The sequence below is a fragment of the Flavobacterium sp. XGLA_31 genome (assembly GCF_051547105.1).
Lineage (GTDB): Bacteria > Bacteroidota > Bacteroidia > Flavobacteriales > Flavobacteriaceae > Flavobacterium.
The window spans coordinates 203,960-225,433 of record NZ_JBPTTM010000003.1; the positions used below are offsets into that span (position 1 = coordinate 203,960).

Below are 21,474 nucleotides of genomic sequence, written 5' to 3' on the forward strand. Positions count from 1 at the left end.
ATTAGCGTTTGGTCCCCTGAGCATTGAGCCAATCGGCATATTTCTTGGCATTGATACTGTGTTGCGCCATAGTTGCCGCAAATTCATGATACCCGAAGCGTTCCACACTGGCGCAAAAATAAAGGTAATTGTGTTGTGCCGGGCTCAGTACGGCATCAATAGCATCAACATCAGGCATAGCAATGGGTCCCGGAGGCAATCCTTCTTTTTGGTATGTATTGTAAGGAGAATTGATAAACAAATCATTATATAAAACCCGCTTAATGATTTGATCAAAATTATTATCGCGCAGTTTCAGAGCATAGATCACAGTGGGATCAGCTTGTAATGGCATACCTTGTTTCAATCGATTTAAATAAACTCCGGCGATAATAGGTCTTTCACTTTTCTTTACAGATTCTTTGTGTACTATAGAAGCTAATGTAATCACCTGAACAGGTGTCATATTTAAAGCTTCCGCTTTAGCAATTCTGTCTTTATTCCAAAAACGGTTGTACTCTTTCAACATTTTTTCGCGAAATTTTTCAGCCGAAATATTCCAATACACCTCGTACGTATTAGGCAAAAACATAGAAAACACATTATCTTTGGTAAAACCGTTTTTCTGCAAAAAAACAGTATCTCGGAAAGTAGCCAACAATTTTGTGGTGTCAGGTTCTATTTGAGAACTCAAGCGTTCACACAAATTTTCTAATCTTTCCTGATTGTTAAACGCAAGTTTTACGGGTACATTTCGACGCATGGCACCCACTAACTGAAAAGCATTCATTCCTTTCTTGAACAGAAATCTTCCCGGTTTTACATGATTTTGATACGAGCGGAGCTTTGCTATAATTTCAAAATCGCTCATATTTTTAACGTAAGGCGAAATAATTTTTTCTACGGCATCGTAATTAGAGCCTGTTGGAATTTCAACATACATTTCGTTTTGTTCAAAATTAGTATCCGAAGTAAAAAACTTGACAAAAACAACCAAAATCACAACAAGGAAAACAATTCCTAAACCCTTAATAATTTTATTTTTATTCACGTTCAAGACTGAAAATAGTTAGTGTTTATTTTTTTAATTAATTGAAAAAGAGCTTCATCATGAAAAGTATCACCGGTAAAATTCCAGTCCTTCTTGACACCGATTTTTTCGAAACCAAATGTAGTAAAAAGTGACAAGCTCGCTGAATTTTCTGTTCCAATATTTGCATACAACTGATGCAATTGTAAGTGCCGAAAAGCATAAGAAATCACCAAACTCAAAGCTTCTTTACCAAATCCGCTGTTTCTGTCAATTTCATTTTGAATGACAATACCAACTCCGGCACGCTTATTCTTAATATCAAAATCAAACAAATCTATCAAGCCTATTGGAGTAAGATCGTCATTTTTACAAATTGCCAAGCGTAATTGCTTAGCCTCATATATATCCTGATGGGCATTTTCAAGATACTGACGAATCAGAAATTTACTGTAGGGGGTAATCGTATTGCTGACTTCCCAAATATTTTCATCATTTTCTATGGAGTAGACAAACTCCAAATCTTCAGGTTCTAAAGCACGAAGATAGATACTGCTCCCTTTTAATGTTACCATTCTATATCTCCTTCAAAAACAAAAACAGCCGGTCCTTTCAGGAAAACATTGGTATAACTGTTTCCGATTTTCTCAAACGAAACTTCCAGCTTGCCTCCTTCGACATCAAGATAAACATGATTGGAATTGGTTTTTCCAAGGGCATGCATGGCAATTGCAGTAGCTGTGGCTCCCGTTCCGCAGGAATACGTCTCATCTTCCACCCCACGCTCATAGGTTCGCAAACGGAAGTGATTATCCGAAAGTTGCTTGACAAAATTTACATTGCTTCCGGTTTTTCCATACAAATCAGAATAGCGAATTTGAGCACCAATTCCTTTTACATCAAAACCATCCAACTCCTCCACCATCATGACATGATGAGGCGAACCGGTGTTCAGAAAAACATAATCGGTTTCCATTTTTACCTCCAGAACGTTTTTCATCCCCAAGGAAATAATTCCGTCTTCTAAAACATAGGCATGATGCAACCCATCAGTAGCTAAAAAAGTAGTTTGATCATGAATCACACGCAAACTCTTGGCAAAAGCTACCAGGCAACGGCCTCCGTTACCACACATCGAACTTTCATTCCCATCGGAGTTGTAATACACCATCTTGAAATCAGTTTCTAAATCGTTTTCAAGTAGTATTAACCCGTCGGCTCCTATACCGAAGCGCCGATCACAGAGTTTCTCGATAAGCTTAACATTGTCTTTTGGGAAGGAATTGTCACGGTTATCAATCATGACAAAATCATTTCCGGTCCCTTGATATTTGGTAAAAAAAAGTTTCATAGTGCGGTTTCCTTCCACAAAGATAACAAATATTAAGATTAACTTAAAAAGTGTTAAACCACCGTTAAAGGGTATTGGACAAAAAATTGAATCTTTATAATTTTACTGTAAATAATTTAAAATGTAAATGACTATGAAACGATTATCTGGTTTATTTTTGGTTTCTTTATTAAGTGGCGCGACCACTCTTGGGGCATACAAATTATTTATAGAAGGAAAAAGCAATCGCGATTCGATTGTAACCATGGCACCAGGCAACTATACTAAAGCAGTCGGATTTAACGGAGAAGCTGTTGACTTTACCACCGCAGCCGAAAACGCTGTACATACTGTGGTACACGTAAAGAACGTTTCCGTCAGAACCGTTTCAAATCCGATTATGGAATTTTTCTACGGACAACGAGGAGGACAGCAACAGGAACAAATCGGAACCGGCTCGGGTGTTATCATTTCAGAAGACGGTTATATTGTGACCAATAACCACGTAATTCAGGATGCGACTGAGCTTGAAGTTACCTTAAACAACAACAAATCATACAAAGCAAAACTAATCGGCACCGATTCCAAAATGGACATAGCGTTGCTGAAAATCAATGCCGATGAAAAATTACCGTATTCTTCTTTTGCCGATTCCGATCAGGTAAAAGTTGGCGAATGGGTGTTAGCGGTGGGAAATCCGTATAATTTAACTTCAACTGTAACTGCAGGAATTGTATCGGCTAAGGCCCGAAATTTAGAAAACAACGGATTGCAGTCTTTTATCCAAACCGATGCAGCGGTTAACCCCGGCAACAGCGGTGGAGCATTGGTAAACACTCGAGGCGAGCTAATCGGTATCAACACTATGATTTCGTCACCCACCGGAAGTTATGCCGGTTATTCTTTCGCAATTCCATCTAATATTACCCGAAAAATCATTGAAGACATCATGGAATTCGGAGGAGTACAAAGAGGTATTTTAGGTGTGGAGGGTTCAGAATTGAACAGTAAAGCTTCTCAGGAATTTGGCATCAAAGACACAGAAGGGTTCTATATCAACAAAGTAACCAAAGGCTCAGGAGCCGAGAAAGCCGGGTTACAAAAAGGCGATGTAATCAAAAAACTGGATACTCAAAACATCAACACCTTTGCCGAGCTATCCGGATACATCAGCACAAAAAGACCTAATGATAAAGTAAAAGTTACGTTTATTAGAGATGGAGAAACCAAAACAGCTATGGTTTCTTTGATAAAAAATGACGTTTTCACTACGGAGTTTAAAGGTTTGGAATTGGAAAACATCACCTCAGCTGACAAAAAGAAATTTCGAATCAGTTACGGTGTTCGCATTAAAGACATTAACAATGAAAATCTGAAACCATATTATGACCAACTCAAAGGAGGCATCATTCTCTCGGTAGATAATGTAAAAGCAACTGATGTAGAAACCATTTCAAGTTTTCTCAATAAAAAAGACGAAAATCAAAATGTGAGCATTCAAATGATCAACGGAATCGGACAAATCATACAGGTTATTATATAATTCATCTTACTAACTATAATGCCAAGCCAGCCCTTTTTAGGACTGGCTTTTTTTTATTGTTAAAAAATTACGAAATCGTTTTCGCCATAGACTTTGAATCATTACTTTTGCGCCAAATTTCATTTTAAAACACAACTAAATACTTATTTCTTTTATGAACAGTAATACTTTATACGAGAAGGAATTATCATTTCAGGCTGATCGTCGAAAGGCAGGAGTTGAATTCATCAAAATCATCAGCGATTTATGGTACGACAAATCCATTGAATTGGTTCTTTTCAGAAACCAGTTAATCGACCGAAATGTGAGCGATATTATGAATTTACACGAATATGCCGGTGAATTTGTTCAAAAACCCATCAATGTTTTTGATTCTGTTGAAATAGCCCGGGCTATCGAAAGTTTGGACCTGCCACCATCGCGTATCGACATTGGCAAACTAACTTATGAGTACCACTTAGAAGACAACAAATACCACGACTGTAAAGCTTTTGTAATAGACAAACTTTCCAATGCTAAAGATTTCCAAAACATCAAACCAAAAGACGTGGTACTTTATGGTTTTGGTAGAATCGGACGTCTGTTGGCTCGTGAAATGATGAGCAAAATAGGAAAAGGACAACAATTGCGTTTGCGCGCTATTGTTACCCGTGACCGAAATGACGCCTTATCTTTAGAAAAAAGAGCATCCTTATTACGTTACGATTCTGTTCACGGTGACTTTGAAGGTTCTGTACAGGCTGACCCGGAAAACAATGCTTTAATCATCAACGGAACTACCGTACACATTATTACAGCTGCCGGTCCTGAAGAAATTGATTACACAAAATATGGCATAGAAGACGCTTTAGTCATCGACAATACCGGAGCTTTCACCACAGAAGAAGCCTTGAAACGTCACTTAACGTCAAAAGGAGTAGACAAAGTTTTATTAACTGCACCGGGCAAAGGAGTTCCGAATATTGTTTACGGAGTAAACCATAATGATTACAATCCTGAAACCGTTGATATTTTTTCAGCAGCTTCTTGTACTACCAATGCCATCACACCTGTTTTAAAAGCTATCGAAGATACATTGGGTGTTGTAAAAGGTCATTTAGAAACAATACATGCATATACCAACGACCAAAATTTGGTAGACAACATGCACAAAAAATACCGTCGTGGAAGAGCAGCCGCTTTAAACATGGTAATCACTGAAACCGGAGCCGGAACCGCAGTAGCCAAAGCATTACCGAGCTTAGCAGGAAAATTGACTTCAAATGCAATTCGCGTTCCTGTTCCCAATGGCTCCCTCGTTGTTTTGAATTTAGAAGTCGGCAAAGAAACTTCTATTGAAGAAGTAAATGCCATCATGAAAAAGTATGCTTTAGAAGGCGAATTGGTAGAACAAATCCGTTACTCTTTAAACAACGAGTTAGTTTCTTCTGATATAGTCGGCACAGCTCAACCTTCAATTTATGACAGCAATGCCACTATTGTTTCGGGCGACGGAAAGAACATTGTCATGTATGTTTGGTATGATAACGAGTACGGTTACAGCCATCAGGTAATCCGTTTGGCCAAATACATCGCCAAAGTAAGACGCTATACTTACTATTAATAGTTAAAATTGATTCAGAAAAATCCGCTTAACTCATGCAGTTGAGCGGATTTTTTGTTGTTATTAACAATTTTTTGTTAATAAATACTGTTTTTTGAATAATAAATTACTATTTTTCGCGTTCTAATTAAGACCCACAAATCTGATTTATGAAAAAAGTAATTTTCAGCTTATTGCTTTGCAGTTCTTTTGCCTTTTCGAATGAAGAACCAAAAATAAAGACCTACAATTATGGCCAAAACGGAATGGAGTTAGTTTCTCGTTCCAAAAAAGGAACTGTAATCATCAGTACTTTTAATGCCAAGATGACCATTCGTCAAGACATAGCCGCCAAGGTATACGATTTGTTTTTAGCCAATAAACTGGAAAACAACAAAAAAGTTACCGTAAAGGGATTAGAGGCCAATGTAACCGGGAAATGTGTGATCAAAAAGAAGAAGGATCTAACCGCGGTCGAATTCTATTATGAAACGGTAGACTGGAACAACGGAATCAAGGAAGTTTATAAAAAGGTTAATTAAAAAAAGCTCCGCATTAATGCGGAGCTTTTTTTATAAAAATATAAAAACCGTTAAGCTTTACCTGCCGCAATAAGGTTCAAGGCAGAACCGGCAACAAACCAGCCTATCTGGCTGTCGTTATAAGTATGATTGGCCATAATGATATCTTTAGAACCATCGGCATGGACAAACTCTAACGTCAACGGTTTACCCGGTGCAAATTCTGTCAAGTCTAAGAAGTTGATGGTATCATCTTCTTGAATTTTATCATAGTCTGCTTCATTAGCAAAAGTCAACGCCAACATTCCTTGCTTTTTCAAATTGGTTTCATGGATACGGGCAAACGATTTCACCAAAACCGCTTTAACACCCAAGAAACGAGGTTCCATAGCAGCATGTTCACGGGAAGAACCTTCTCCATAGTTTTGATCCCCTACTACAATAGAAGCAACTCCGGCAGCTTTATAAGCTCTTTGCACAGCAGGAACCGCATCGTATGTTCCGGTCAATTGATTTTTCACTTTATTGGCTTCCTGATTGTAAGCATTCACAGCTCCAATCAACATATTGTTGGAAATATTATCTAAATGTCCACGGAAACGCAACCAAGGTCCGGCCATCGAAATGTGGTCTGTAGTACATTTTCCGAAGGCTTTGATTAATAGCTTAGCACCGGTAATATTTTTTCCGTCCCAAGCATCAAAAGGAGCTAACAACTGTAAACGGTCTGAAGTAGGAGAAACGACCACCTCAACCGATGAACCATCAGCAGCCGGGGCTTGGAATCCTGCATCCTCTACATCAAAACCTTTAGTAGGCAACTCATCACCGTGTGGCGGGTTCAATTTTACTTCTTCCCCATTATCATTCAACAACGTATCGGTTAACGGGTTGAAAGACAAATCTCCTGAAATAGCCAACGCAGCCACCATTTCCGGCGACGTTACGAAAGCATGCGTATTGGGGTTTCCGTCAGCACGTTTGGAAAAGTTTCTGTTAAACGAGTGCACAATGGTATTTTTTTCACCCTTATCTGCACCTTCTCTGTCCCATTGTCCGATACAAGGTCCGCAAGCATTCGTAAATACTTTGGTACCCATTTTTTCAAAAGTGGCAATGATACCGTCTCTTTCTATAGTATAACGAATTTGTTCTGATCCCGGATTAATTCCGAATTCTGCTTTAGGCGTAATGCCGTGCGCTACGGCTTGCTCTACAATAGAAGCCGCACGAGCCATATCTTCGTACGAAGAGTTGGTACACGAACCGATTAATCCCCACTCTACTTTTAACGGCCAACCGTTAGCAGCAGCCTCTTCTTTCATTTTAGAAACAGGCGTACCTCGGTCCGGAGTAAAAGGACCGTTGATATGTGGCTCTAATTCGGACAAATTGATTTCAATTACTTGGTCAAAATACTGGCTTGGATTAGCATATACTTCGGCATCACCGGTTAAGTAATCGGCTACTTTATCAGCAGCATTTACTACGTCCTGACGTCCTGTAGCAGCTAAATACCTTCTCATAGAATCATCGTATCCAAAAGTAGAAGTGGTCGCCCCAATTTCGGCACCCATATTACAAATGGTTCCTTTTCCGGTACATGACATATTGGTTGCCCCTTCACCGAAATATTCAACGATAGCACCCGTACCTCCTTTTACAGTAAGGATATCAGCTACTTTCAAAATAACATCTTTTGGCGCAGTCCAACCGTTTAATTTTCCGGTCAGTTTTACTCCGATTAATTTCGGAAACTTCAATTCCCATGACATGCCCGACATAACATCAACGGCATCTGCTCCACCAACACCAATAGCCAACATTCCTAATCCGCCGGCATTCACCGTATGCGAATCGGTTCCAATCATCATTCCACCCGGGAAAGCATAGTTTTCCAAAACGATTTGGTGAATAATTCCCGACCCCGGTTTCCAAAATCCGATACCGTATTTATTGGATACAGAAGACAGAAAATCAAAAACTTCTTTAGATTGTGAATTGGCCACAGCCAAATCAGTGGTAGCTCCTACTTTAGCCTGAATCAAGTGATCACAGTGTACAGTCGTAGGCACGGCTACTTTGCTCTTACCGGCGTGCATGAATTGCAACAAAGCCATTTGGGCTGTAGCATCTTGACAGGCTACTCTGTCGGGAGCAAAATCAACGTAATCTTTTCCGCGTGTAAAGGATTGAGAAGGCATTCCTTCCCATAAGTGTGAGTATAAAATCTTTTCAGATAACGTAAGTGGGCGTCCGACAAGCGCTCTTGCTTTATCCACACGAGCTGCCATGGTAGCATACACTTTTTCAATCATTTCAATATCAAAAGCCATATCAATTGGGTTTATTTGTTTAGCAGTGCAAATTTACGAAAACGTTGTACTTCAAAAAAATGATTTTACCCTAATATGTTGCTCGTCCCTTATGATTTGTGAAAAGCTGATTTTTAAGAAGCGTTTTTTGTCAATTCTTTATTTATATTATCAAAAAATGACAAATTACCAATTTTTATCCCGTAAATCCATCATGGGTTTTTCATAAAAACGATAGAGCAAATAGCTCAAAAAGAAGGTAATGGAAACATAAGCCAACACGAATCCATACAGCTGAAGCGGTTGTGCCGGATCATAGTGAATATAGTGTTTCAAAAGCTGCAGCACCACACTGTAATGCAGCAGATAAACAGAATACGAAACAATACTGATAAAAACTACGGGCTGTTTCAGAAACGACATTTCTGTTTCCCAATCGGATAAAAACGGCAGAAAACAAGCTACAGCCAAAGAAACCAAAGGCAGGTAAAAAACATTCCATAGCAACGGATGCGTTTCAATGAGCAATCTGAAGTAGCCAATCGCAATAAATTGAAATACAAAAATGCAGAGTCCCAAAACAAAGAAAATAAGCTTGTTGTTTTGCCAAAAACTCTTAAAATTGCAATAAACCCAGCTGCATAGTACGCCGATAAAAATACTATCCAACCGATACACAACTACCGCTTTCAAAGAAACATTCCATTGGGTCACGTTGACATTTGTGGTGGTAATTTGATAATAAATTTTAGCACAAAAGAAAATCAATATCAGCGCGAGGACCGAACCTAAAAAAAATCGGGACTTGTCTTTTGGCCGGACGACTGTTCCCACAGCGAAGAGAAAAAACGGCAAAACTATGTAGGCGTACTCTTCTACAGAAAGACTCCACGATTCAGGGAAAAAGGAGAGCATGGTGGTATTAAAATTCTGCAGAAAGAAAAAATACTTCCACAAAGAAGGGGTAGTATAGCCTACCAAACCGGCTATTCCAATATCAACCAACAGGATTAAAAAATAATTGGGCAACGTTCTGAACCATCTCCTCTTGAGAAAATAAAATACCTTAGCAACTGAAAAATCTTCCTTTAAATACAACTCGTACAATAGTTTACCAATAAGGAAACCGCTCAAAACAAAGAAAACCTCCACGCCTAAAAAGCCTGACAGCACCATCATTTGGTGAAAAAGCCCCTGAGACTCCGGAAAAATCCAAACACAGTGACCAAACAAAACCATCAGTATGGCCAAGGCACGCATTAAATCCAGCCCAAATATCCTTTGCCCGGTTTGATTTCCAATCATATAAAATGTACTTTTGTAATATGTTGCAACCAAAGATATATAAAATTTCAGGAGTACTGCTTCTAATTGTCCTCTTGAGTGGCGGAATTTACTACTGGCAGTTGCCTAATCGTCATAAAGCCATCGTAAAATCATATGTGTTCGAAAAGCTGGGGATTGTAAATCCGAACTGGAAAGTAGATAATCGGCAACAAACCTATAAAATGATATCTCCCGAGTTTTACATTGACAACATCTACAAATCAATGGAAGGCCCGAAAGCATCAAATTACGTTCAACTCACTCAGGATTCTGCTGTGGTTTGGTTGACCGGGTTTCAGGTAAGAGCACTGGATGCCAAGTCGCTCAAAACCATCTCCAAAGATTTTATCTGCCACACCAATATCGACTTCAACGATGTGAAATATTACAGTTCGTTTCATTTGGAAAAAAGAATCGGAACTCAATTCCCTCGTCTGACCTCGCTCTCTCACGGACTGGAAAGCTTCAGTTTTCCTAAAGGTTACGGAGTTCCGATGAAAGGCAACGAACTGCTTTATGTAACAACCGAATCCTTAAACCACAACCTGCCCGATGCCAATTTTTGGATCCGACACGAAGTTGACATTAAGTATTCCAAAGAACCGGATTTAAAACCACTAATGAGCCGAACGGCTTTTATCATGTTGCCTTATGACAAATGGGATCCGTACAAAGAACCAACCGACCCCGGAACCAATCAGTGCATTCCCGTGGAAACCAAAAACCACAGCTATGATGATGGTAAAGGCAACAAACTCTCAGGGCATTGGGTGATTCCCACAGGGAAAAACACCTACCGCAGCAGTATTAATGAACAATTGCAACTACAAGACAGTTTGCGCTTGCATGCTGCAGCCATCCATGTCCATCCTTTTGCGACACAAATTACTTTGTATGATAAAACGGCTCAAAAAGCCATTTTTACCAGTAAAATAATAAATCACAAAGGGAAAATCGGATTGACCCGCATAGCGCCTTTTGCTTCCGAGGAAGGCATTTGGCTCTACAAAAATCACGACTACGAAATAGTATTAGACGTCAATAATACTACTGCAACCCCTCAGGATATGATGGGCAGTATGTTCCTGTTTTTTTACGATAAAGAATTGGATGCGATACTCCGGAAAAATTAAAGCAATTTGGCAATAATCATTTCTTCCGAAATGCCTTCCGCATCAGCTTTATAATTTTTGATGATACGGTGGCGTAAAATCCCCACAGCAACAGCTTTTACATCTTCAATGTCCGGAGAGAATTTTCCATGGAAAGCGGCATTCGCTTTGGCAGCCAAAATCAAGTTTTGCGAAGCTCTTGGCCCGGCACCCCAATCCAAATAATTGTTAACATATTCGGAAGCCAATGGGCTTTTAGGTCTGGTTTTGCCAACCAAGGTTACAGCGTACTCCACCACATTATCGGCTACCGGGATACGGCGAATCAAATGTTGAAAGTCAATAATCTCCTGTGCAGAGAACAAAGGATGAATTACCGGTTTAGCATCAGAAGTAGTGCTTTTCACCACTTCAACCTCTTCCGCAAAAGTGGGATACTCTAATTTAATGGCAAACATAAAACGGTCCAACTGTGCTTCGGGTAACGGATAGGTTCCCTCCTGCTCAATCGGGTTTTGAGTAGCCAAAACAAAATACGGCAAATCCAGTTTATAGTTCTGACCGGCTATGGTCACCGCTCTTTCCTGCATCGCTTCCAACAAGGCCGCCTGAGTTTTGGGTGGTGTTCTGTTAATCTCGTCTGCCAAAATAATGTTGGCAAAAATAGGTCCTTTAATGAACTTAAACTGACGGCTTTCGTCCAAAATCTCACTTCCTAAAATGTCCGAAGGCATCAAATCCGGGGTGAACTGAATGCGTTTAAAATCTAAGCCCAAGGCTTGTGAAATGGTATTCACCATCAGCGTTTTGGCCAAACCGGGAACCCCCACCAACAAGGCATGACCTCCGGAAAAGATACTCAATAAGATTTGGTCAACCACATCGTCTTGACCAACAATTATCTTAGCAATCTCTTTTTTAAGTTCGGTCCTTTTTTGAACTAAATTTTGAATGGCAGCAACATCAGACATGATATCCAGGATTTTTGAATTATGAAATCAGATTTTTTTCTAAAGTACAATTATTTTTTCAACCAATTATTGGCAAAAACACAATCACGGTATTCCCCATTAATTTTGATATAGGTTTCTTTGATTTTCTCATCACTCCATTTAGCAATCGCTTTGATTTGTTTTTCTTTCAAAGCCAAATCTTTGATTTTCGTATAGTCCTTAGCGTAATCAGCGGTATGCTCATCTATACGGTTGGTCACGGTGATGATTTTATATTTTTTACCGGCTCTCGGATCATCATCCAAAATAGGTTGAGTTACCGCACCGTTTTTCAAATTCGACACTTCGCTGTAAAGACTCGGATCCATTTTAGTCAATTCAAAGTGAGTATCCTGAGTTTTCGGATTAATCAAAACCCCACCATTGGCGCGTGTTTCTTTCTCATCAGACAAAGTACGGGCCGCTTCCGCGAAAGTGATTTCTCCTTTTTCAATGCGTTGTTTGATTGTGGTGATTTTTTCTTTAGCATCTTTCAGTGCCTGATCAGACACTTTCGGCATCATTAAAATATGGCGCAACTCTATGTCCTGTCCCAATATTTTTTCAACCATAATAATGTGGTACCCGTATTCGGTTTCAAACGGTTCTGAAATTTCGCCTTCGCCCAAACTAAAGGCAACATCTTTAAACTCTTTGACAAATTGGGTTTTTCGGTTAATTTTATAAAACCCTCCGTTGGCTGCCGAACCGCGGTCATCCGAATAGATTACGGCCCGGGTTTTGAAACTCGCTCCGGCCAATACTTCCGCTTTGATTTCCTTCAAACGATTGATAACCCTTTGTTTTTCTTCATCCGAAATTTTCGGTGCAATCACAATCTGTGCAACCTCCATTTCAGCACCAAACACCGGTAAATCGGCGGTCGGAATCGATTTAAAAAAGGTACGGGTTTCTTCCGGTGTGATTTCCACACCGTCAACAATTTTCTTTTGCATTTCAGCACCTAACTTATTGGTCTTAATGATGTCAAACAACTCGTTTCGGAATTCCTCTTCATTGCTTTTTTTGAAATACTGGATGACTTTTTCCATAGAGCCCAACTGCTCTACCATATAGTTTACCTGATCATCCATTTTTTCTTTGATCTCCTCGTCTTTCACAATAATACTGTCTTGTACCGCCTGATGAGCATACAGTTTTTCTTCCAGTAATTTCCCCAGCATTTGACAACGGGTGATATCTTTTATCGAATTGCCCTGACTGGATAACTCCAAAAAGGATTTGTCAATATCGGAATCCAGTATGATATAATCTCCTACGGTGGCAATAACACCATCCACTTTTTGTCTGCGGGTGGTATCGGGTGTTTTCGTTTTCACCGAGTCTTTTATAATCTCCTGGGCATGGGCAAAAAACACAGCCCCTATGGTCGCAATCAGGGTAACTGCTAATTTGCTACTTGTAAATTTCATAATCCTTGTTTTTAATGGCATCATCCGTAATTTCTTTTTCAAATTTCTTTATCAATTCTAATTTTCTTTTGTTCAAAATGACTTCCTTCAATGTGGGCTTAAGGTACTCAAACGGTGAAATTTGATTCTTATCAATCACATTAGTCACTTTGATTAAATAGACATCCTCCTGATGCTGAATTTCTATTTTTTTTCCGGCCCGCATCAGCTCATCGCGGTTATCCGGGTTGATGACCGGCAGCTTGGCATAGACCTGACTCATATCAACCCAAACACTGTCGTTGAGCGCAAAACTCTTGAACTGCAAAGCGTAGGTGTCCCAAAACTTTTTGTCTTTTTTGTTGTAATCAAAGAACTTACTTCTTATGGTCACAAAACGCGGATTATTTTTGGCCAAATGCACATAGCGCAGTCGCACTAAAGTTCCGTTGGTTTTAAAATTCTCCTTATTGTCGTTGTAATATTTTTTTAATTCCTCCGGACTCACAACCGTATCGACTGTGTTTTTTACCACTTCCTCTATATAGGCTTTGGTATACAAATCAATCTTATATTGCCGGATTAAATTACCAAATTCCCCTTTCTTCTTTTCACTGAGATTGCGTTCTGCAGCATCAATCAGCAACTTTTGACTCGCCCATCGGTCAATAAAATCCCGCACTATCAAAATACTGTCCGCTTTGGAAGTCCCGGCCGGAACCAACGTAGCAATATCGCTTTTATACAAATAGCTCTTTCCGACTCTGGCTATTGATTCTGCTTTCTTTTCCGGTTTGAAATAATTACAGGAAGACAGGATCAAAAAGAGTAAGAAGCAACTATTCTTAATCATGTTACGGATTTAATTGTTTTTTGACATTCTCAAAAACATCGGTATTGATTTTCACTGTAAATTCTTTTTTCAAATCATTCACCCAGTTTTGCTCCAGATATTGCTGATAATCGTTTACGATTTTACCCTTGCACTCTTCAAAAGTTTTCACGCCTTCCGGCAATACTTTATCTACTTTGGTCACAAAGTAATATTCTCCTTCTTTGAAGATGTCTGAAATTCCCACTTCGTACTTAATCCCTTTAGGCAAAGCATCACTGCCTTCTTCAAAAGTGCCGCTATTGGTCATCACATTCACCACATTATTGACATTCAGTTTGGCTTTGATATCCTGAGGCTCTGTTTTCTTTTTCAACAAAGCCAAGGCTTTTTTAATTTCTTCCAACTTCGTAGAGGAGATAATCGTAGCATCTATTCTTTTTTTCCACAAATGTTCCATTTTATGCGCTTCGTAGAATTTCTGCAACCCAACCGTATCGGTTTTAGAACGCTCCCAGATTTCTTTTTCCATCAAATCAAAAAGCAACAACCCATCGCGGTATTCTTCCATCACATTGGCAAATTCAGGAAATTCATTCTCTAAATTTTCGTCGTAGTAGGCCGTTAACTGTTCGTTCAAAAACTTGTCATACAAAGCATCTACCAGCTTGGCAACCGGTTTGATGGTTAATCCTGATTTTTGTTGTTTGTCTACATATTCCAAAAACGTTTTGCCGTCAATCTTTTTAGCATTGATCGTCAACAAGGTGGTTTTGTAATCGTCTATGTTGGCCGGCAATTTCCATTTTGAATCATAGAAATCAGCGGTTACTAATTTGGCAAGAGCCGCGTATTGTTTGTTATCTCTTTTGAAGGTGTATTTCTTTCTGAGCTTTTCGTTCAACGAAGCCACTATCTTTTTAGAACGGTCGTCTTTTCCAATTTTAGCTTCCAACTCCCCTTTCATTTCATCCATGGTTTTTACCGGATGTTTTTCAATCAGTTTCACGATATGCCAACCAAACTGCGATTGGAACGGTTTTGAGATTTGATTCTTTTCCGTAAGAGCAAAAGCAGCATTTTCAAACTCTTCCGAACTCAACTGCCCCGAAGCAAAACGATTCAAAACACCTCCTTTGGAAGACGACGATTTATCATCCGAAAATTGCTTGGCCAAATCCTCAAACTTTTCGCCTTGAGAGATTTTAGTATAGATTTCATTGATGGTGTTTTTGGCTTTATCCTGATCGGCATCTCCTTCTTTCGGATTCAAAATCATAATGTGAGCCACAGTTACCTCTCCACGGTTCGGTCTGATGTCATCTACTTTCAGGATGTGGTACCCGAAACGGGTTCTGATAATTTTGGAGATTTTTCCTTTTGGTGTGTTGTATGCTGCGGTTTCAAAAGGATACACCATGCGAAAGGCAGAGAAATACCCCAGACTTCCTTTGTTTTCTTTGGCAGAAGGATCTTCTGAATATTGTGTTGCCAAAGTACCGAAGTCTTCACCGGCCAGCGCTTTTTTGCTGATATCTTCTATTTTTTTATACGCTTTTAAGGTATCTTCCGGAGAAGCATTTTCGTCTACCAGTATCAAAATATGAGAAGCTTTAATCTCTTTCTGCAGACGATTGTATCCCTCTTCCATCAACTCCTGGGTAATTTTCGTATCGTTAAAATAGTTTTTAGCCAACTGCGTTCGATACGACTTCAACTCATTTTGGTATTGCACATTATTTTGAAGACCCAATTTGTAAGCTTTGTTCACTTTCAGCTTATACCCCACAAACAATTCCAGGTATTGGTTCAAATCCTTTTGGGATTCATCTTTTACTAAATCGAGATTCTTCTTATACACTCTGGCAAACTCATCGGTATAGTAGGGCTTGTCATTAATGGTAAACAGTACTTCTTTGTTTTTATTTTGGGCAAATCCGGTAAAAGCCACCGTGAGTAATAATCCGAAAAACAATTGTTTAATGCTCATTGCTGTAAATTTTCTTCTTTTAAATGGAACCTGTTAAAATGTAATCTCATTATCGGCAACCTACTGTGAAAACAGCAGTATTACAATCAACAAAAGTAACAATTCAATCACATTATACAACTATCGGTGCTAGTATTAACAAAATTTTATTAACAGTATTGTCGGGGCGAAAATTACTTGGGAGTCGCATGACAAAATAATGAGTAAATAATAGTATTTTTGCAAACTATTTATTGAAAATCATGAGTTTTTTAAAAGAAATACAGCGCCGCAGAACCTTTGGAATTATTTCGCATCCCGATGCCGGAAAGACCACCCTGACCGAAAAATTATTGCTTTTCGGAGGGGCGATTCAGGAAGCCGGTGCAGTAAAAAATAACAAAATCAAAAAAGGAGCTACTTCCGACTTTATGGAAATAGAACGCCAAAGAGGAATCTCGGTAGCGACCTCGGTGTTGGCCTTCAACTATAAAGACATCAAAATCAACATCCTCGATACACCGGGGCACAAAGATTTTGCTGAAGACACTTTCCGAACCCTAACGGCTGTTGACAGCGTAATTGTAGTGATCGACGTGGCCAAAGGGGTCGAAGAGCAAACCGAAAAACTGGTGGAAGTATGCCGCATGCGCAACATCCCTATGATTGTATTCATCAACAAGCTGGACCGCGAGGGAAAAGATGCCTTTGATTTGATGGATGAAGTAGAACAAAAGCTGGGACTCAGCGTAACTCCTTTGAGTTTTCCTATCGGAATGGGGTATGATTTTCAGGGCATCTACAACATCTGGGAACGAAACATCAACCTTTTTAGCGGGGACAGCCGTAAAAACATAGAAGACACCATTGCCTTTTCTGACATCAACAGTCCGGAACTAGAAAAAATCATTGGCGAGAAACCGGCCGTAAAACTCCGGGATGAACTGGAATTGATTAGTGAAGTATACCCCGCCTTTGATCGGGATGCCTATCTGAACGGAGACCTCCAACCGGTGTTCTTCGGTTCTGCTTTGAATAATTTCGGGGTACGTGAATTGCTGGATTGCTTTATCCGTATAGCGCCCGCTCCCCGACCAAAAGAATCGGAAACCCGATTGGTCAGACCCGAAGAAGAAAAGATGAGCGGTTTTGTGTTTAAAATTCACGCCAACATGGATCCGAAACACCGAGACCGTCTGGCTTTTGTGAAGATTGTATCGGGGACTTTTGAAAGAAACAAACCCTACACCCACGTGCGTTTGAATAAAACCCTGAAGTTCTCCAGTCCGAATGCCTTCTTTGCGGAGAAAAAAGAGATTGTAGACATCTCCTACCCCGGCGACATCGTAGGATTGCACGACACCGGAAACTTCAAGATTGGTGACACTCTTACCGAAGGCGAAATGATGAGTTTCAAAGGAATTCCGAGTTTTTCACCGGAGCATTTCCGTTACATCAACAATGCCGACCCGTTAAAAGCCAAACAATTGGACAAGGGAATTGACCAGTTGATGGATGAAGGAGTTGCCCAGTTATTTACGCTGGAAATGAACGGCCGAAAAATTATCGGAACCGTTGGAGCACTACAGTACGAAGTGATTCAGTACCGCTTGGAACACGAATACGGAGCCAAGTGCAGCTATGAAAACTTCCCGGTGCACAAAGCCTGCTGGGTAAAACCAACCGATCCTAAGAGCGAGGAGTTCAAAGAGTTTAAGCGAATCAAACAGAAATTTTTAGCACACGACAAATACGGGCAGTTGGTCTTTTTAGCCGATTCTGAATTCACCATTCAAATGACGCAAAGCAAATTTCCTAATGTAAAATTGTTCTTTACATCAGAATTTGACTAAATAACGTTAATATAACAGTTAATGTTTTCAGGTTAAAAAATGATTGCTATATTTGCAAAGAATGAATCATTCTGAATATGAAGAAATTTTTTAAACTTAGCCTACTCGTATTTTTCCTGATGTCAAATGTGGCAATGTTTGCCCAAACAGGGCCTGGTGGTGACACCGGAGGAGGTGGACTCGAAGGTGGTGACCCGCCGCCGGCACCCATCAACAACCAACTGATTCTTTTAGCACTGTTAGGAACGCTAGTTGTTTTTTACAGTTACAAACAAAAAAATAAAAAGGCCTAAACCCCTTGACAAACCTTCCCTTCAACCGGAAGGTTTTTTTATACCCTTTTTCTTCTCTCCGGACAAAACGATTCTGCCACCTGGCGCCATCACAAGAAATCCAACACTGTGCCATCAACCGTTTTCATCTTATCGCTGAAAGTTTTCCCAAAAGCAACGGATGCATTTTTCAAAAGATACCGCGGTTTCATCTAAAAGATATATATGTTTTATCCAAAAGATATATATGTTTCATTCAAAAGATATATATGTTTTATTCAAAAGATATATATGTTTTATTCAAAAGATGTACATCTTTTACTCCAATGATGTACATCTTTTTCCCAACACCTCCTGTCCCGCCAACAATATCCTGCGGTGGACTCATAAAAAAAGCCCCCTCCGTTTCCGGAGAGGGCTTTAAAAATAAATCTATTGATACGAATTATCTTTTAATCACACGAAGTGTTTTCACTTCGCTTCCTTGTGTTACCACAACGTTGTATACACCTGATGGATAACGATCACCTACCTGTAGGTCAGAAACCTCACTTGGTCTCACCGTACGTTGGTCGATTAGTTTTCCGGTCATATCGTAAATAGCAACGCCTACAGTATCCACACTTGAAGTTGTTAGACTCAAGTTGAAGTTTTCTGTATAAGGGTTTGGATACGCTACCACATTGAATGGTGCTTTCACCTCAGCTTTCGCCGGTGTACAATCTTTGTACCAAACCGTAATAGCAGTTCCGAATACTTCAACACCACAAGTGTTGCTCATTTTAACTCTGAAGTAGTTAGCACCCACTGCTGGGTTAGTCACTACATAACTGTTACCTGTAGCTCCAACGATATCTGTAAATCCTGATGTAGTTGAAGTGGTAGACCACTGCCATTGTACTGAACCGATAGATCCGGCACCTACAGTTAAGATTTTAGAAGCATCGTTAGTACATAGCGCTGTTAAAGCTGTTTTACCGGAAGGTGTAGTAGTATTGGCTACGATAGTTTTAGCCAATGGTTTGGCAACTACATATACAAAAACTAAATCACTGTACACGGTAGAACAAGATCCGATAGTAACCATCGCTCTGTAAGCCGTAGAAACTGTTAAGTTTCCGGTAGCAAACGTATCCGTATGGTTCGTCGAAGAAACCCATGTTGGTGTAGCAGCCGTCCAAGTCGTTGATTTTTGCCAAGTAATTACTCCTACCGCTCCGCTTAACGTTAAAGTAGTTCCGTTACCCGGACATAAAGTAGTACTGGCTGGCGTAATAGTACCTGCCAATGCTGCTGTTCCTATAGTGTAATGAGCAGCGCTGGTGTAGCTTGAAGAACAAGCTCCACTAGTTACGCGGGCTCTGAACCACAACTCAGTAGAAATTCCGGTTACTAAGTAAGTAGCCGCAGTACTGCTAACAGAAGTAGTACCAAACGGTACGGTTTGGTTATCAGCTGCTTTAGGCGCATTCACATAGTTTTCTCCGTCAGTAGAGTATTGCCATTGGATTTTTCCAACATAACCCGCTACTTTCAAAGTACCGTTGCTTCCTGCACAAACTACACCACCACCTGAAGTAAGGTTACCCGCAACGGAAGTCGGATCCACTTTGATGGTTTTAGTTGGAGAGTAAGCTGTAGTATTAGTACAAGAGTTCGTTACTAAAACACGGTACGATCTATCCATACCGGCTGTAGCTCCTACAATAGTATACGAAGTACCTGTAGCTCCCGGAATATCGGTAAATACACCCGGTGCTGTCGCCGTTGAAATTGGCGAAGACTGCCATTGGAATGAAGTACCTGCATATTTAGTTAAAGTAAACGTAATATCACTACCTAAACATACTGATGCCGGCGCTGTAATAGTACCTCCTTTAGCAGTAGAGTAAATCGTAATGGTTGCCAAATCTGAGGTAACAGCACCACAAGCTCCGGTAACGATTACTCGGTATTGAGTTCCTACAGCTGGAAGTGTTGTTGTTGCTCTGGTAACCAACAAAGTATTCGTATTGTACCCTGAGTACGTCAAACCGGCATTAGCAGTAGTAATATCGGTCCAAGCCGGATCCGGCAAGGTTGCTGATACTTTTCTGAACTGCCACTGATAAGTAGCATTTGACATGTTAGACGCTACAGTATAAGTAGCTGTTGAACCTACAGCACTACAGATATAAGTACTCGCTGGTTGAGTAGAGATAGCCTGAGGAGCAATGGTTAAATCCAACACTTCTGTATGACAATCACGAACCTCAGTGTAAATACCGGTTTCAGTATACACAACATCATTTACTGACCAAGTATAGCTACCACAAGTAGTTACAGTGGTAGTATTACTGGTTTCTGGTGTAATCGTCAAATGTAACGTTTCCGCTACCGGACAAGCACCACTGTTGTTTGTAGCAGTATAGGTTCCTGAAGCCGTATAGGTTTGACCGTTAACCGACCAAGTATAACTGCCACAAGCTGACGCCGTAGTTGAGTTAGTCAACTGAGCCGGTGTACCTACAGTAACGCCGGTAGCACTTAGGTTACCACACCCACTGTTTGTAATCACCACCTCGTGATTACCGGCTGTCAAGCCATTGATAGTAAACGCACCGCTCGATAGCGTAGCATTTTGCGATGAACCTCCGTCAACGGTATAGGTAATAGCCGAATTCGTTGGCACCGGTGACAACGTAATGGTAGAAGTACCATTCGTTCCGCCAAAACAACTAACCGGTGTAGAAGCTGTTTGAGCAGCTGCTGTAGCACATACAATATCGTTCAACGGATAAGTGTATGGTCCACCCAATGTCAACGTAGCATCTGGTGTTGTACTGGTCATCAACGTAGTTGAAGTAATGTTACCGTTACAATATACCTGTACCTGACTACCAAAGTTTGGTGCCAAATTCACAGGGTTAATCGTAAACTGCGCCTGAGTAGATTGTGCCCACGGTAAAGAACTCGTGAAACGCATTCTACAATACTTTTTAGGCGTACTTGTTAGTGCTACCGTTGGTGCTGTGTTAGCAGCTCCTTGGTATCTAATATTTCTATTAGTGGCGTTATAAGTCTGAACCGTTCCTGCAGGATAATTCGGGAAGTCACATACCGAAGGCTGTTGAATACAGGTTACTGTACCCGTAGCCCCTGCCGGTAAAACACCCGCATTATGCAAAACTGTAATCGCCGCACCGTTTAACAACATAGTGTTTGTACCTGTATTGGCCAGGTAAATATCAAACTCTACAGTATTAGATGTCTGCGAGAAGTTCTGAAGGGTAACCGTTGCCATATTCCCAGTACAAGCCTGGGAATATCCTGCAACAGATACCATCATTAAGAAAACGGTCAGCAAACCTAATCTTAGATTCTTAATCATGATTCTTGTTTTCATATTAATAATTATTTAATGTAA

At 40.2% G+C, this 21,474-nt stretch carries 16 protein-coding genes; 6 read left to right on the forward strand and 10 right to left on the reverse strand.

Annotation, left to right across the window (positions count from 1 at the left end):
- Nucleotide 1 precedes the first annotated feature (1 nt).
- From mltG to dapF, 3 genes are read right to left on the reverse strand one after another with little or no spacing between them, the layout of a single operon-like run.
- Nucleotides 2-1,030: an endolytic transglycosylase MltG gene (gene mltG, locus ACSVH6_RS07500; protein ID WP_438077563.1), complete on the reverse strand. Its 1,029-nt coding sequence runs from the start codon at nt 1,028-1,030 to the stop codon at nt 2-4.
- 2 nt (nt 1,031-1,032) lie between these two features.
- Nucleotides 1,033-1,584, reverse strand: a complete 552-nt coding sequence (locus tag ACSVH6_RS07505) for a GNAT family N-acetyltransferase (RefSeq protein ID WP_438077101.1) — start codon at nt 1,582-1,584, stop codon at nt 1,033-1,035.
- Nucleotides 1,578-2,360 (reverse strand): diaminopimelate epimerase, encoded by a 783-nt coding sequence (dapF, locus tag ACSVH6_RS07510; RefSeq protein ID WP_438077103.1) that lies wholly within the window; start codon nt 2,358-2,360, stop codon nt 1,578-1,580. The genes ACSVH6_RS07505 and dapF overlap by 7 nt, the downstream gene beginning before the upstream one ends.
- A gap of 133 nt (nt 2,361-2,493) precedes the next feature.
- On the opposite strand from dapF, the gene ACSVH6_RS07515 reads away from it, so the two are divergent.
- From ACSVH6_RS07515 to ACSVH6_RS07525, 3 genes are all read left to right on the forward strand, one after another.
- Nucleotides 2,494-3,882, forward strand: a complete 1,389-nt coding sequence (locus ACSVH6_RS07515; RefSeq protein WP_438077105.1) for a S1C family serine protease — start codon at nt 2,494-2,496, stop codon at nt 3,880-3,882.
- Nucleotides 3,883-4,036: 154 nt separating this feature from the next.
- Nucleotides 4,037-5,485 (forward strand): glyceraldehyde-3-phosphate dehydrogenase, encoded by a 1,449-nt coding sequence (locus ACSVH6_RS07520; RefSeq protein ID WP_438077107.1) that lies wholly within the window; start codon nt 4,037-4,039, stop codon nt 5,483-5,485.
- 149 nt (nt 5,486-5,634) lie between these two features.
- Entirely contained in the window at nt 5,635-6,006 is a 372-nt protein-coding gene (locus ACSVH6_RS07525; RefSeq protein WP_438077109.1) for a hypothetical protein, read from the forward strand.
- A 50-nt stretch (nt 6,007-6,056) separates the two neighbouring features.
- Here ACSVH6_RS07525 and ACSVH6_RS07530 read toward each other — a convergent pair whose 3' ends face one another.
- Together ACSVH6_RS07530 and ACSVH6_RS07535 are read right to left on the reverse strand one after the other, a co-directional pair.
- Nucleotides 6,057-8,321 (reverse strand): aconitate hydratase, encoded by a 2,265-nt coding sequence (locus tag ACSVH6_RS07530; RefSeq protein WP_438077111.1) that lies wholly within the window; start codon nt 8,319-8,321, stop codon nt 6,057-6,059.
- 165 nt (nt 8,322-8,486) lie between these two features.
- Entirely contained in the window at nt 8,487-9,605 is a 1,119-nt protein-coding gene (locus tag ACSVH6_RS07535; protein ID WP_438077113.1) for an acyltransferase family protein, read from the reverse strand.
- Nucleotides 9,606-9,679: 74 nt separating this feature from the next.
- Between ACSVH6_RS07535 and ACSVH6_RS07540 the strand changes: the two genes are divergently transcribed.
- Nucleotides 9,680-10,759 (forward strand): hypothetical protein, encoded by a 1,080-nt coding sequence (locus tag ACSVH6_RS07540; protein WP_438077115.1) that lies wholly within the window; start codon nt 9,680-9,682, stop codon nt 10,757-10,759.
- On the opposite strand, the gene ACSVH6_RS07545 is transcribed toward ACSVH6_RS07540, so the two are convergent.
- From ACSVH6_RS07545 to ACSVH6_RS07560, 4 genes are read right to left on the reverse strand one after another with little or no spacing between them, the layout of a single operon-like run.
- Nucleotides 10,756-11,709, reverse strand: coding sequence for an AAA family ATPase (locus ACSVH6_RS07545; RefSeq protein WP_438077117.1), 954 nt, complete (start codon nt 11,707-11,709; stop codon nt 10,756-10,758). The genes ACSVH6_RS07540 and ACSVH6_RS07545 overlap by 4 nt on opposite strands.
- Before the next feature lie 50 nt (nt 11,710-11,759).
- Nucleotides 11,760-13,184: a peptidylprolyl isomerase gene (locus tag ACSVH6_RS07550; RefSeq protein ID WP_438077565.1), complete on the reverse strand. Its 1,425-nt coding sequence runs from the start codon at nt 13,182-13,184 to the stop codon at nt 11,760-11,762.
- Nucleotides 13,147-13,995 (reverse strand): hypothetical protein, encoded by an 849-nt coding sequence (locus ACSVH6_RS07555; protein WP_438077119.1) that lies wholly within the window; start codon nt 13,993-13,995, stop codon nt 13,147-13,149. Before ACSVH6_RS07555 ends, ACSVH6_RS07550 begins: the two co-directional genes overlap by 38 nt.
- A 1-nt stretch (nt 13,996) precedes the next feature.
- Nucleotides 13,997-15,964, reverse strand: a complete 1,968-nt coding sequence (locus tag ACSVH6_RS07560; protein WP_438077121.1) for a peptidylprolyl isomerase — start codon at nt 15,962-15,964, stop codon at nt 13,997-13,999.
- A gap of 242 nt (nt 15,965-16,206) precedes the next feature.
- Here ACSVH6_RS07560 and ACSVH6_RS07565 point away from each other — a divergent pair, with 242 nt between their 5' ends.
- Together ACSVH6_RS07565 and ACSVH6_RS07570 are read left to right on the forward strand one after the other, a co-directional pair.
- Nucleotides 16,207-17,796 (forward strand): peptide chain release factor 3, encoded by a 1,590-nt coding sequence (locus tag ACSVH6_RS07565; protein WP_438077123.1) that lies wholly within the window; start codon nt 16,207-16,209, stop codon nt 17,794-17,796.
- A 77-nt stretch (nt 17,797-17,873) separates the two neighbouring features.
- Nucleotides 17,874-18,089, forward strand: a complete 216-nt coding sequence (locus ACSVH6_RS07570) for a hypothetical protein (RefSeq protein WP_438077125.1) — start codon at nt 17,874-17,876, stop codon at nt 18,087-18,089.
- A 424-nt stretch (nt 18,090-18,513) separates the two neighbouring features.
- Here ACSVH6_RS07570 and ACSVH6_RS07575 read toward each other — a convergent pair whose 3' ends face one another.
- Nucleotides 18,514-21,453: a T9SS type A sorting domain-containing protein gene (locus ACSVH6_RS07575; protein ID WP_438077127.1), complete on the reverse strand. Its 2,940-nt coding sequence runs from the start codon at nt 21,451-21,453 to the stop codon at nt 18,514-18,516.
- Nucleotides 21,454-21,474 lie beyond the last annotated feature (21 nt).

Excerpts from the sequence above, each read along its gene's own strand:
- ACSVH6_RS07555 (WP_438077119.1), bottom strand. The coding sequence starts at position 13,995 with ATGATTAAGAATAGTTGCTTCTTACTCTTTTTGATCCTGTCTTCCTGT.
- ACSVH6_RS07575 (WP_438077127.1), bottom strand. The coding sequence starts at position 21,453 with ATGAAAACAAGAATCATGATTAAGAATCTAAGATTAGGTTTGCTGACC.
- ACSVH6_RS07515 (WP_438077105.1), top strand. The coding sequence starts at position 2,494 with ATGAAACGATTATCTGGTTTATTTTTGGTTTCTTTATTAAGTGGCGCG.
- ACSVH6_RS07545 (WP_438077117.1), bottom strand. The coding sequence starts at position 11,709 with ATGTCTGATGTTGCTGCCATTCAAAATTTAGTTCAAAAAAGGACCGAA.
- ACSVH6_RS07530 (WP_438077111.1), bottom strand. The coding sequence starts at position 8,321 with ATGGCTTTTGATATTGAAATGATTGAAAAAGTGTATGCTACCATGGCA.
- ACSVH6_RS07525 (WP_438077109.1), top strand. The coding sequence starts at position 5,635 with ATGAAAAAAGTAATTTTCAGCTTATTGCTTTGCAGTTCTTTTGCCTTT.
- dapF (WP_438077103.1), bottom strand. The coding sequence starts at position 2,360 with ATGAAACTTTTTTTTACCAAATATCAAGGGACCGGAAATGATTTTGTC.
- ACSVH6_RS07560 (WP_438077121.1), bottom strand. The coding sequence starts at position 15,964 with ATGAGCATTAAACAATTGTTTTTCGGATTATTACTCACGGTGGCTTTT.
- ACSVH6_RS07505 (WP_438077101.1), bottom strand. The coding sequence starts at position 1,584 with ATGGTAACATTAAAAGGGAGCAGTATCTATCTTCGTGCTTTAGAACCT.
- ACSVH6_RS07550 (WP_438077565.1), bottom strand. The coding sequence starts at position 13,184 with ATGCCATTAAAAACAAGGATTATGAAATTTACAAGTAGCAAATTAGCA.
- ACSVH6_RS07535 (WP_438077113.1), bottom strand. The coding sequence starts at position 9,605 with ATGATTGGAAATCAAACCGGGCAAAGGATATTTGGGCTGGATTTAATG.
- ACSVH6_RS07520 (WP_438077107.1), top strand. The coding sequence starts at position 4,037 with ATGAACAGTAATACTTTATACGAGAAGGAATTATCATTTCAGGCTGAT.
- ACSVH6_RS07570 (WP_438077125.1), top strand. The coding sequence starts at position 17,874 with ATGAAGAAATTTTTTAAACTTAGCCTACTCGTATTTTTCCTGATGTCA.
- ACSVH6_RS07565 (WP_438077123.1), top strand. The coding sequence starts at position 16,207 with ATGAGTTTTTTAAAAGAAATACAGCGCCGCAGAACCTTTGGAATTATT.